Origin of the sequence: Catellatospora sp. TT07R-123 (assembly GCF_018327705.1) — a bacterium.
In the GTDB taxonomy this organism is placed as follows: domain Bacteria; phylum Actinomycetota; class Actinomycetes; order Mycobacteriales; family Micromonosporaceae; genus Catellatospora.
Genome location: NZ_BNEM01000001.1, coordinates 3,761,875 through 3,774,503, shown reverse-complemented (window position 1 = coordinate 3,774,503; position 12,629 = coordinate 3,761,875). Strand labels below are relative to the sequence as shown.

Below are 12,629 nucleotides of genomic sequence, written 5' to 3'. Positions count from 1 at the left end.
CGCTATGCCGCGGTGGACCTATACATGCCCGAGCAGCTGCACCGCCACATTAGGGATGCCACGGGGGCCGGTAAACCCTTCGAACGGCAGATCGACGCGTGGTGGCTCGCCATCAGTGTGGGAGTCAAGGCCTCGCAACGCCGACCGATGGAACCCGGCGCCAAGACGACGAAGTTCATGGACGGAACCATCTTCGGTCGAGATCCATGGCGCATCGTCCATCTCGAGCTGCTCGCCCTGGCCACAGAAGGTGAAGAGGTGCTCCGACACCCGACGAAGGTCATCGCGATCGCCTCCAGTTACGCCAACTATGGCCTCGAGTGGCTGATCAACGAGTGCCTCATCGGCGATGTCGAACCTTCGGTCACGATCCTCAACAGACTCGACCCGGCAGCTCTCGGGTAGGGCCCCACCGTAGTCGACGCCCCCACCCCGCTGCGGGCCATCATCGCGGGGTGGGGCGATCGGTCGAGCCCATCAGCCGAAAGGATGATTTTTCGAACAGGTGTTTGCTTCGCGACGTATGATCTCCGGCGGCGGTCGACTACTGGACGAACGCCGCGACGGGCGGTCGCGGCCATCCAGGAGCCTCGGCTAGAGTCTAGGGGTGCCGCGGGAGGATGACGTGCAGGGCCTCAGCAGAGAGGCGAGCGAGGTCATCTACCTCGACTACAACGCCACCGCGCCGCTCAGGCCGGAAGCGTGGGCCGCCATGAGCGAGGCCCTTCTTCGGGTGGGGAACGCCTCAAGTGCCCATACGCTGGGGCGATGGGCTTCCGAGCGCGCCGAGTCCGCGCGCAACGAGGTCGGGCACCTCATCGGGGCCGCACCGAACGAGATCATCTTCACTTCCGGTGCCACCGAAGCGAATAACCTGGCCCTGCACGCGGCGGCAGTCAGAGCACAGCGTGTCGTGGTCTCCGCGGTAGAACACCCGGCAGTCCTCGAAGCCGCCCGAGCACTGCCTGTCGCAGATCTTCGCATCATCGGGGTCGACGAAGACGGACTGCTGCTCCTGGACGAGCTGGAGGACGCTGTGGCCGGCTCGGGCGGGAGCGTCGTGTCCGTCATGGCGGCCAACAACGAGACCGGAGTGCTGACCGACCTAGCCGCCATCACCAAGATCACCCGGCGTGCTGGCGCGTTACTGCATGTTGATGCGACCCAACTCGTGGGCAAGCTTCCGATGAACCTGAGCCTGCTCGACATCGACCTGCTGTCGCTGTCTGCTCACAAGTTCGGCGGTCCGCAAGGCGTCGGCGCGCTGTTTCTGCGACGTGGATGCCCCGTGGCATTCGAGCCTCTGCTGAGGGGAGGGGGCCAAGAGCGCGGCTGGCGTTCCGGCACCTTGAACGTGGCCGGCGTCGTGGGCATGGGAGCTGCCGCCCGTGCCGCAGCCGACCAACTGGAGGTCGAGCGGCGGAGGGTGATGACACTACGTGATCACCTTGAAGCGGGAATTCTCGCCACGGTCAACGGGGTCGAACGCAATGGGCACCCTGACTTCCGACTTCCCGGCGTAAGCAGCCTCGCCTTCCGCGGAATTCCAGCAGACGCCCTGCTCAGCGCTATGCCCGGTGTAGCCGCCTCAGACGGCAGCGCCTGCGCCTCTGGGGCGCTGACGCCAAGCCACGTTCTGCTCGCCATGCACCGCAGCCGCGAACACGCGGAGTCGACAGTACGCTTCTCGCTCGGCCACGCCACGACCGCCGCAGAAATCGAGGAAGCGATCATGCAGGTAGGCGATGCGGTGAGGCGGGTTCGTACAGCCATGAGCTAACCCGCTTCATCTTGCCAACCCGCAACCGTAGAAGCCGCCACCGACGGTGGCACGAGAGGTATCACCCACATGATCGACACTAAGCTGAGGGACGTGGCGGAATTTTCCTTCGCCCGCCACGAGACATTCGCCCCACGGTTCGGCTGGCTTCACAAAGCCTATAGCTCATTGACCGACCCGAATGTCGGGGCAGAGGTCTTCCTGCGTAATGACGCACCGGTCGTGCTCGGTGTCGGCAAGAACATGGTCAACGCGATCCGCTTCTGGTCCAACGCCTTCAAGGTGTCCATCGAGTACCCTAAGGCGGCGAACATCAGAGCGTTCGAGTCCAGCCCCCTGTGGGAGGCTCGCTGGCTGCTCGACGAAGAAGGTGCCGACCCGTACTTGGAAGATACCGCCAGCCTCTGGCTGCTGCACTGGTGGCTATTGGCGCCGCCATGCTACGTGCCGACGTGGTGGATCGCCTTTCACGCCATGCCCACCTCACGGTTTACTGAGGCGTCCCTGACAGAGATCGTGGTGCGAAACGTCAGGCTGGCCGGGTGGGAGCCGCCAGCTCTGGCATCAATCGAGCGCGACGTGGACTGTCTGACCAAAATGTACGCCCGGCGGCGGACCAACCCGTTGTCACCGGGCAGCTTCGAAGACCTACTGGACTGCCCCTTCAGGGAGCTTGGCCTGCTCGAAGCTGTCGCAGCCGATGTCAACGAGCACTCGAAAACGCCCCGCGCCTGGCAGTTCACCACCACCGCGCGAAGCTCGCTGCCGGCCCTTGTCCTGGCCTACGCCTGCCTTGACTACGCGGCGCGCAACGACGGCTTCGCCAAGGGCGGCTCGATATCGCTGGCCCGGCTCGCCCATGAACCAGGCGGACCCGGGCGTGCGTTCCGGGTTCGAGAGCCGGAGATCGCCGCCGCGCTGGAACAGGCCGCAGCACGGCACAAGAATGTGACACTCACCGAGGGACTCGGCCAGCGCAGCCTCACCTTCAAAACAGACCCTAAAGCCCTGGCGTGGGATCTGCTCGACGCGCACTACGGCGGAATTCGGAAGAAGCACCCGACTCCTACGGCGCGGCAGTGGTACGCAGACCATCCTGGAGCTCATGACGCCCTGCAGACACGGCAGGCCGGACGCGGCCGTCAGCTTGCGACTGTGGGAGGACAGGCATGAGCCCGGTGGCCAAGACGTCGAAGAAGGTCAGCGACGCTGGCAAGCCCGAGCTGCCGCTTGGCGTACAGATCGTATCCAGCCAGCTGAGATCCACGAACCTCGACCGTGACGCGAGTAGCGCACCACTGGACCACATCCATGTAGGCGCCCGCGCTCAAGACATGATCGAACGGGTGGCGGCGGCGCTCGACGACGCCACCCGTACCCGGGCCTGGTCGCTGACCGGCCCCTACGGAATGGGTAAGTCGACCCTTGCCCTGCTCCTGCAAGCGCTGCTGGGTCCTGACCCGGATCGGCAGGCAGAAGCTGACAAGCGCGTGTCTGCAGTCAGTGCGACATTGGCGCAAAGGTTCGCTGCCGCACGTGAGCGACAGGTCCCGAAAGGCATGCTCACCGCTGTGACCACCGCGCGGCGAGAGCCTCTCGTCGTTACCGTCGCGCGAGCCCTGCGTCTTGGAGTAGACCGGTACTGGACGACTCGGACCATGCCTCGGCCGGTGGCCAAGGCCCTCGCAAGGTTGGAGAGCGACAACGCGGCGAGCACGGAAGTGCTCGAAGCTCTGGCCTGCATCTGCGACCACGCGCCTGTGCTGCTCGTCATCGACGAGTTCGGCAAGTCATTGGAACACCTGGCGTTCCGCGGTGACAATGCCGAAGCCAAGGACGACGTGTTCCTGCTTCAGGAGATCGCCGAGTCGGGCGCAGGAGCTCAAGGGCTGCCGCTGTTCCTCATGACGCTGCAGCACATGTCATTCCAGGACTACGCTGCTCACTCATCCGGGCTGCAGTCACGCGAGTGGGCGAAGATCCAAGGACGCTTCGAAGACGTCACCCTCACCGCCCACATCGGCGACGCGATCCAGCTCATGGCTCGAACGCTTGACAGCTCCGGCGTTGACGCAACAGGGCGCAAACGCATCATCAAGTACGCGGCGGTAGCGGCACGCGCCTGGCAGGACCACGGTCTCGATGGGGTCCTGCCCGCAGACGACGCCCTTTTCTCTAGCGTGTACCCGTTACACCCGATCACGGCGGTTGTCGCACCACTGCTGGCAGCGCAGATTGGTCAGCACGACCGGAGCATCACGGGTTTTCTGGCCAGCGATGAACCGCACACCGTGCGGCGGTTCATCACCGATCATGAGACCGCCAAGCCGAAGATTGCGTCCACCGTTCACATCTCCGACGTCTACGACTACTTCCTCACCGCAGGCAGGACGTCGGTGCTGGCCTCAAGCAATGCCAGTCGATGGATCGAGATTGACTCGCGGATCAACGAGGCGCACGGCCTGTCGTCTGAAGACGAGAAACTGCTGAAGACGATCGGCGTCCTCAATTTGATCGATGCCTCAGGGGCGCTCCGTGCCAGCGAGGAAATGATCTACCTCGCCATCTCGGAGCCGGACGAGCTTGACGACTCCAGCCGACGCCACCGCCTGAAGGAACGACTCGACGAGCTCGTCGACCAGGGGGACTTCCTGGTCTACCGAGAGTTCAGCGATGAGTACCGTGTCTGGCGCGGAAGTGACGTCGACCTGGGAGCGCGCATCAAAGAGATCGTCGACAAGCTGGACGATCACAGCAAGGTCACTGGTATCAGCCGCTTCCTGCCCGGAGCTGTTGTCGCAGGCAAGCACAGCCAGCAGACCGGCATTCTCCGCCACTTCGTCACGAAAGCAACAGACCCCCAGACTCGACTTGAATCGCTGCCGACAGTCGAAGACGCCGCAGACGGCACGCTCATCTTCCATTTCGGCGAGCCGCTGACAGTCCCGCGCATCTCTTCCGAACTACCGGTGGTGGTGGGCACCACCACAGCACTCGCCGAACTCCTCCAAGCGGCAGGCCAGTTCGTCGCCATCGAAGAACTGCTAAGGGATGTCACCCTCGACAGCGTCGCACGCAGGGAACTCACCGAGAGAAGCGCACAAGTCAGCGCCGACGTCGCGGGAAAGATCGCCACGGCGTTCTCGCCGACGGCGGACGGCACAACGTGGCACCTCGTCAAGCCGAACACCGAGGATCAGACCAGCGAAAGCATCGTTCTGCGAGGCCGCAGCATGGCCAGCATCGTTTCGGCAGCCTGCGATGCTGTGTTCACCGAGTCCCCCCGCATCCGCAACGAGATGCTTGGCCGGCATGAGCTGACCAGCCAAGGCGCCAAGGCTCGGCGTGAGCTGATGACCGCGATGATCGATCATCCGCGAGAGCGTCACCTCGGTGTCGAGGGCTACGGCCCGGAACGGGCCATGTATAGCGGGGTGCTGCACTACCTCGGCATACACGACATCGACGACACCGAGCCGGACAGCGACGCAGACGAGATCGTTCGCTTCGCTTTCCGCCCCCCGCAGCCCGGCTCCACCCTGGCCCCGGCTTGGAATGCGCTTCACGCTGCCCTGAGGAAGGAAGACAGGTCGGTTTCCGTGCAGGAGCTGTTCGACCTGCTCGCCAAGCCGCCGTACGGCGTGAAGAAGGGCATCGCGCCAGTCGTAATCCTGACCGCGCTGCTGTTAGGCGACAGAGATCTTGCAGTGTTCGAGGAGGGATCGTTCAAACCGCGGGTCACAGCGGACCTTGCGGAGAGAATCACCAAAGCCCCCGGCCGGTTCGCCATCCGGTCCATGGCGACAGATTCAGGACCTCGCAAAGCTGCCCTGACCGCCCTGGCCGCCGCGCTAGGACTCAATGACCGAGCAGTTGCCGCCAACATCCGCAACGCGGCGCCGGTAGCGGTAGCCCGCGCGCTGCTCGATCGGTACAGGGCGCTCACCCCTTATGCCGTGTCCACGCGGCGCACCAGCGCGCAGGCACAACAGGTCCGCGCGGCTCTGAGCACAGCCCAGGAGATAGACGGGCTGCTTTTCGTTCAGCTGCCGCAGGCGCTGGGCCTAGAGCCGATCAACCGCGAAGGCCGCACGGACAAAGCGATGATCAACACCTACGCGCGCCGGCTGGCCGAAGTTATGGACGAACTGGCGTCGCTACAAGACGAGCTCGCATCACGCGTCGTTGCGACGGCTGCTGAGGCATTCCAGGCTGACCCACATCTGACGCAGTTCCGCAAAGACCTGGCTCGTAACGTAGCGGGTCTTCAAGGCGTGGGTGGCCTGGAGCCCTCCGTTCAAGGGCTGGTCAACCTTGCCACCAACACTGAACTCGACGACGAATCGTGGCTCGACCCGCTTGTCCTCCGGATCGCAGGTCGCGGCATAAACCAGTGGCGCGACACAGACGAGGAGACCTTCGTTCAGCAGGCACGAGCGCTCGCTCGCTCCGTCGATCGCGTAAGCCATATCCTCGAAGACCGAAAGACGCTTGCCGCCGACGAGGCGGTGACATCCCACGTGATCACCCTGACCAGCGGCTCCGGCGATGAGGACAGGGCAATAGTTCATGTCCCCGACGCCAAAATCGAGCGAGGTAGATCACTCGCAAGCGATGTGGCTCGGCAAGCGCGAGAGGCCCTGGGAGCCAACGGCGCGCGAATCCTGCTTGCTCTGCTAGCCCAAGAAGTCCTCTCTGACCAGCAGAGCGAAGCATAGCCCCGCACGATGCCAGACATACCCCCGCGAAAGAAGGCGTAGGATGACCATCCCGGTGCAGACTGCCCAGCCAATCCGACACGTCCTGGGCATCTCTGGCGGCAAAGATTCCTCGGCGCTAGCTGTACACATGCGAGACAAGGTGCCGCAGATGGAGTACTTCTTCTGCGACACCGGTGCCGAACTGCCCGAGACCTACGACTTCCTGAGTCGTCTCGAAGGGGCGCTCGGCAAACAAATCGTTCGGCTTAATGCGGCCCGCGACTTCGACCACTGGATGCAGATCTACCAGGGAACGTTACCGAGCGCCAGCATGCGATGGTGCACCAGGCAACTGAAGCTCAAGCCACTCGAGGATTGGTTGGGAGATGACCAAGCAATCTCATACGTGGCCATCAGGGCGGACGAGAACAGGCTGGGCTACATCAGCACTAAAACCAACATCACGGCCGTGTTCCCCTTCAGGGAGGACGGAGTCGATCTAGACGGCGTGAACCGCATCCTCGACCAGGCTGGAATCGGCCTCCCGGACTACTACGAATGGCGTACAAGGTCAGGTTGCTACTTCTGCTTCTTTCAACGCAAGCACGAATGGGTTGGGCTGGCCGACCGTCACCCTGATCTGTTCGAACGTGCAGTGGAATACGAAGACAAAGTCAACTTCGAGGCCACCGCATCCCGGGGTCGCAAGTACACCTGGTCACAGGGCGAGTCATTGCGGGAGCTGATCGGCCGGCGCGACGAAATCGAGCGCAAGCATGAAGAAGCCCTGGTGAGAGCGGCCCAACGCAGTCGACCCAACCTGCCTCTCATCGATATTCTTACTGACGCCCTCGATGAGGAAAGCGACGAGGCGGGATGCGCGGTCTGCCATTTGTAGCGCCAAATCGGGCCCGCCGTTCATCCGTGCCAGTGCGTTTGTGACGGGTCGCGGTCAAACATCTACATCTAGAGCTTGTTTCGCCTGTAGTGCCCTGGGGTGCAGGCCTGCGGTCGCGACCGCAGGCCTGCATTTTCACGATTTTGGCAGCCCAAGCCAGGGCGCCAGAGTGTCCCAAGCCAATGACGCCAGCCGTTCGGACCGTTCGTGAACAAACTCGACAGACCAGTCCTCTTCGCGCTGCCCAAGTGCAGCAACGAGAGGTAGGTGACGTGCCTGCAACATGATCTGGTTGGCGTTGCTGCCCAGAATCAAACCCTGGTCGGCCGCTTCCTTAATCAGCTTCTCCGCGTCATCGATAGTGGGGGCAGAAAATGCTCTATACATCGTTCTCTTAACCGGCCACGGTCGGTTGCTGGCGGAAGAGTTCTCGATGGAAGGCATCAGAGTGAGGTTGCCCAGGGTGTGCTGAGTGTTATCGCCGTCATAGATGCGCGAATCCCAGCCATCGTTCGCCTCCTTCGGGGCTACATGCTCGATGGTGAGGGTTGCATCGTCACGCCAGCGCTCCAACGTCATGGTTTCAAGCAGCCCATCCCGACCCCACCTGATTAGGCCCGGCCGTTCCACGTCAGGGGACGAGTTGTGGCTGGCGGCCAGCAGCAGTATGCGAGCCAGTGGTCGGGCGGCAGTGTAGACAGGCACGCTGGCGGCACGCGTGATCCACTTCGCCTTATCGTCGAGGCCCCCTTTGCCCAGTTGTTTGAGCAGATACTTCTGTAGGAGGTCGACATCGATCTCGGCCGCGAGCTGCCGTTGGTCGCGCGCCAACGGGGGGACTGCGCTGTCTGGCTCGCCCAGGTGCATCAACTTCCTGTAGATGTCATCGATGCCGGCGGTGGAGCCATGAGCACCGCGCCAGAGCGCATAGAACGCGGCGCACATGCGCGCAGCGCTCAAGAAATGCTGCACTCGGCGATCCACTTCGTCCGACGGCGACAGGCGATAGGCCGCGTAGAAACGAGTGAGCGGCGCCTGGACTATGTCATGCTTGGCGGATCCCAGAACTGCTAAAGCAAGTGAGGCATCTCCGCTAAGCGCAGAATTATAAGCCTCGAGCTGCTCTGGATGCCTCCATGGACCGTCAGTGAATTGAACAAGCTGCTCAAGTGTTGCCAGGAAGTCTCGGCGAGTTGACAGGTCCGGTTGCTTGTCGAACTGATCGCGAAGGTGGCGCCGCTGATCATTGAGGCGTTTGCTCAGCTTCGTGCCGCTCTGGATCAAGGCAAACGGCACTAGTAGGTTGCTCGTGGCCGACTGCTTTCGGTCGGCCGTATCGCCCTCGCGGGTCAAAAATGCATCGATGACGTCAAATGATCTTTTCGACGGCGACTTCTCCCAGTCCTTTAGCCCCTCAGCCTGAATGACCTTCGGCTTAAAGGTCTCCAGTGCGGTCAACGGCTCACCGGTGGTGTTCAAGGCTTCGAACATGTCGAAGCCGTAGTCCTCGCGCTTGGCCGTAACGACAGCAACTGTTACGCGACGCAGGAGGTAGTTCGCGAAGACGATAAGTCTCAGAAGCTCTGCCCAGCGAGGCTTGTCCTCTATTGATTCCTGAATTTCAACCGGGATAGCGTTGTCACTGTTGAAGAGTGCGCTCTGCAGCTTTGCTGAACTCAGCACAGTCGAAAGGCTAGGAAAGGAGTTGTCGTCGCCATCGTCGGAACTATCTGCACGCGCCTGTTGCCGAACGGTTTTGCGGATGTGTTCCCTGACACGTGAGAGATGGTTGTGGGCCTCGCGATTGCTTGGCTCAGTCTCAGCTTCAAGCGCGACATGCTTGTATGGCTTCGAAGCATCGGAGCTTCGTGCGTGAGCGCCGTAGCTATGAAGGTAGAAACCGATCGGCGATTCATAACGTGCCTCGCCGGTCATCCGGGACCACGCGTCATGATAGGAGCGAATCATGCGGGGGTAATACCGGAAGTTGTTGTCACCGTAGCGCATGTCTTCTTCGAAGGTGGGAGCGAGTCGACCAACGATGTCGAGAGCTTGGTTGTACAGCCAACGAGCGGTCTGATCCGCTTGGATCTGCTCGCTCCTTAGCCGAATCTCTTCATGCAGGATCGTTGCCAAGATCAACACGGTGGTCAGTCGCTGCTGTCCATCGATAATGGTCATCACCTTGGGGGGGACCTGAGAGCGATGAATCGGCTCGACCGTCACGTAGCTAAGGTCACGAAGGGCGATGACCGTACCCAGGAAGCAGATCGAATCCTCGAACTGAGTGAGCTGGGTTAAGCCATGAGCTATGTCCTCGAACAGTCGCCGCACCTTGGTCTGTTCCCAGCTATACGCACGCTGGTAAGGCGGGATATACAAACCCTGACCAGTTTCACTCAAGAACTGTGAAATCGCCAGTGGTGCTGCGTCGAAGATCTCACGTGCTTCCATACGGCCCCCATCGGTCACCCTCGGTTGATCGCTCGAAAGCGTACCGTTGGCGAGCGACGCTCGGGAGACCCCTTTTTGAGATTCTGATCGAAACTGAATGAGCGGATTTGAGCAGGTATGCTAGAGAGCGTCCCATAGTTGTGGCCCAGCAAACAGGCCCGACGACGGCAGCCGGTTAGCCGTTAGGTTGGACTCTGGCCCTCCACTTGATCGGCATGCAAGTAGCGACTGTGGGCCGCGAGGAACCATCGGTTTCATTCGTCAAGCGGCTTGCTGTTCTCCACGGGTGTCGCCAGAACCTCAAGCAACGTGCGCGCGGCAACACCGGAGCGTGACCGAGTGGTTCGAGCGGGCCAGGCACGGTCAATCTGCTGGCGGTACCACTCAAGCCGCCGATTATGAAGATCGTTTGCGCTCCGCTCGTGGGCGTCCCGCTCGGCAAGCCTGTAATAGCGCCGACATCCGTCGAGCCCGTATGTGAGCATGCGATTGACCACCGCACTCCGCACCTCTCCCACGGTGGGCCTCTCGCTAATGTCGGCCCCGAAGGCAAGCTCGACTAGATTTTTGCGGTCGACCTCCAGCTTCATCTGCACAGTGACTCGCTGGGCAGGATCCTGAGAATTTTCCACCAGGTCGCTCCGATCGCCATCGCGCCAGCACCCGCTGGCGGAGCCGCTGAAAGCTCGCCGTAGGGCGGACAGCAAGCGGCCCGGCGGAAAGATCGTGGTGCGAGCGAAGCGAGCTTTAGCCACGATCTCGCCGGGTCGCTTGTCTAGGCCGACCTATGGCGAGCGACAATCGGGTCCCGAAGCGGGCGCGGCCAGGATCGGGCCAAAAGCGTACATTCTCAAGCAGTGTTGCGTCGGCTTCCGATCACACCTCGAACGCTCAGCCGCCTCGACTTATCTGCGGACTAGCACCTATGAAACAGGCTTCGCTAAGCCTGGCGGGAAGGCGTCTTGTAAAGCGTGATCCGATAAAGCACCATTATGGTCTAATAGTCATACTTTGAAACTATTTGGTTAGGTCTACTCCTCGCGCTGCCATGAACATGATGGGGTCTACGGCTAGGTTGTTTGAGGGGCCGCCGATGTGGGTCTGGTAGTGCAGGTGGGGTCCGGTGCTGTGGCCCGAGGTGCCGACGACGCCGATCTGCTGTCCGGCGACGACTTGTTGGCCGACGGTGACGTACGGGCGGCGCAGCATGTGGCAGTAGCGGGTGAGGGTGTGGTCGGGGTGGGTGATGTCGACGTACCAGCCGCAGCCTGGCATGTTTAGTGATCCGTCGATGTCGCAGTTTGCGCTGCCGCACTTGGCGACGGTGACCTTGCCGGCGGCTGCGGCGTAGATGGCGGTGCCTTTGGGGGCGGCGACGTCGACGCCGTTGTGGGTTGGCCGGTCCGGGGTGTGGAAGCCGCTGGCGAAGCGGCCGTTGACGGGTTTGGTCCAGCCCATGGCCGAGATCGGTCCGCTGCTGATGGTGCAGGCGAGGTTGTCCCCGCCGATGGCCAGGGTGATGGCGGTGGCGAGGGGTTCGTGCTTGGCGTAGGCGTCCGGGAATGCCGACACCTGTACCTGCTGGGCCGCGACCGTGACCGGGAGCTGTTGCCAGTCTTTGATGGTGGTCAGCTTGCGGTAGAACTTGGTGGCCGCGGTCTGCGGGATCATTAGTTCTTTCACGGTGCCCCACCCGCCTTGCCCGTCGGGGGGCAAGGGGCGCTGCTGGAACAGTCCGACGGAGTCGTGGTCGGTGCCGACGCCGTCGTGGGGCAGCAGCAGGGAGTTCGGCACGTTGGTGTTGGCGAGGTTGCGCAGCCGGCTTTCCTGTAGCGCGGTGGCTAGGGCGACGACCGCCGCCCGGGGTGGGAGCTTCAGCCCGGCCGACACTTGGTAGACGGTCTTGGCGTGGGCGAGCTGAACAGGGCTGAGCTCTTTGAGTGCCAGGGCCGTGGCTGGGTCGGTGCCGGTGGCGGGTAGGCAGCCGGTGGAGGCGACGGGGTCTAGGGCTCCGCTGGCGGTGGCGCTGACGGCAACGCCGAGGGCGAGCAGGACCGGGGCGAGCGCGGCGGCGATGCCGAGGTGTTTGAGGTTCACCGGCGAGCTCGGGGCGGGCGCGCGGGAGCCGGATGAGGCTGTGGGGGCATGGGGTGTCCGTTCTGCCTGGGTTGCGATCGGGGGATCGTGGGCCGGGCAGCGTGACAGCCGGTCTGCGCGGCCGAGGAGGCGCGCAGTGACACGCGATGCGGACGTGAGGCTACGTGGCCTCTGACCTGCGGCGCAAGCCGAGACGACCTAGTTGAGAAACTTTACGTAAGTGCTCTGACCTGGCTTGACCTCGGCCGGGGGCGAATGGCAGGTTGGTGAGCCGACGCGGTCACCGAGTGTGATGTCCGCAGGCAGGAGGCCGGTTCCTCCGCGGCATCCGGTTCGCGTCTCACCCCCTTTTGCCGTGACACCCCCGGAGCAACCATGTCCATCTCCGCAACGCTGCTCAACCATGCCCTTTATGCGGCTGATGTCCTGGCTGATGTGCCCAACCCGGCGCCGGTAGACCCGACCGGCGGCAATGGTGGCGTGTCGCTGCTGCTGTCCTACGTCAAGTGGGGCGCGCTGATCGCCTGCGCGATCGCGGCGCTGGCCTCCGGCGGCATGATGGCCATCGGCAAGCTGTCCAACCGACCGGACACCGCGGAGAAGGGCAAGTCCGCGTTCGTGTGGGCCATCGGCGGCGTCATCGCCACGGCGATCGCGATCCCCCTGGTTAACACGGTCTTCGGTGCCGCGAGCTGAACGC

Annotated in this window: 9 protein-coding genes; 6 read left to right on the top strand and 3 right to left on the bottom strand. The window is 62.7% G+C overall.

Annotation, left to right across the window (positions count from 1 at the left end):
- The first annotated feature begins 24 nt into the window (after window positions 1-24).
- The 5 genes from Cs7R123_RS16130 (at window position 25) to Cs7R123_RS16110 (ending at window position 7,378) form a co-directional block, all read left to right on the top strand.
- A complete protein-coding gene (locus tag Cs7R123_RS16130; RefSeq protein ID WP_212827438.1) occupies window positions 25-405 on the top strand; it encodes a hypothetical protein in 381 nt (126 codons plus the stop codon).
- Between the two features lie 202 nt (window positions 406-607).
- Window positions 608-1,780: a cysteine desulfurase family protein gene (locus Cs7R123_RS16125; RefSeq protein ID WP_212827436.1), complete on the top strand. Its 1,173-nt coding sequence runs from the start codon at window positions 608-610 to the stop codon at window positions 1,778-1,780.
- 69 nt (window positions 1,781-1,849) lie between these two features.
- Window positions 1,850-2,953, top strand: coding sequence for a DUF4007 family protein (locus Cs7R123_RS16120; protein ID WP_212827434.1), 1,104 nt, complete (start codon window positions 1,850-1,852; stop codon window positions 2,951-2,953).
- Entirely contained in the window at window positions 2,950-6,498 is a 3,549-nt protein-coding gene (locus tag Cs7R123_RS16115; RefSeq protein WP_212827432.1) for a hypothetical protein, read from the top strand. The genes Cs7R123_RS16120 and Cs7R123_RS16115 overlap by 4 nt, the downstream gene beginning before the upstream one ends.
- Before the next feature lie 43 nt (window positions 6,499-6,541).
- On the top strand, window positions 6,542-7,378 hold the full coding sequence (locus Cs7R123_RS16110) for a phosphoadenosine phosphosulfate reductase family protein (RefSeq protein WP_212827430.1): 837 nt from the start codon (window positions 6,542-6,544) through the stop codon (window positions 7,376-7,378).
- Window positions 7,379-7,513: 135 nt separating this feature from the next.
- Here the strand turns inward: Cs7R123_RS16110 and Cs7R123_RS16105 are convergent, their stop codons facing one another.
- The 3 genes from Cs7R123_RS16105 to Cs7R123_RS16095 all read right to left on the bottom strand — a co-directional run bounded on the left by Cs7R123_RS16105 (window position 7,514) and on the right by Cs7R123_RS16095 (window position 11,929).
- The gene (locus tag Cs7R123_RS16105) at window positions 7,514-9,832 is read right to left on the bottom strand and encodes a DUF262 domain-containing HNH endonuclease family protein (protein ID WP_212827428.1); all 2,319 of its coding nucleotides are present in this window, start codon (window positions 9,830-9,832) and stop codon (window positions 7,514-7,516) included.
- 254 nt (window positions 9,833-10,086) lie between these two features.
- Window positions 10,087-10,428 carry a hypothetical protein gene (locus Cs7R123_RS16100; protein WP_212827427.1) on the bottom strand — a complete coding sequence of 114 codons (342 nt, stop codon included), beginning with the start codon at window positions 10,426-10,428 and terminating at the stop codon, window positions 10,087-10,089.
- Window positions 10,429-10,849: 421 nt separating this feature from the next.
- Complete coding sequence (locus Cs7R123_RS16095; protein WP_212827425.1) at window positions 10,850-11,929, bottom strand: M23 family metallopeptidase; 1,080 nt, start codon at window positions 11,927-11,929, stop codon at window positions 10,850-10,852.
- Window positions 11,930-12,304: 375 nt separating this feature from the next.
- Between Cs7R123_RS16095 and Cs7R123_RS16090 the strand changes: the two genes are divergently transcribed.
- On the top strand, window positions 12,305-12,625 hold the full coding sequence (locus tag Cs7R123_RS16090) for a hypothetical protein (protein ID WP_212827423.1): 321 nt from the start codon (window positions 12,305-12,307) through the stop codon (window positions 12,623-12,625).
- The last annotated feature ends 4 nt before the right edge of the window (window positions 12,626-12,629 follow it).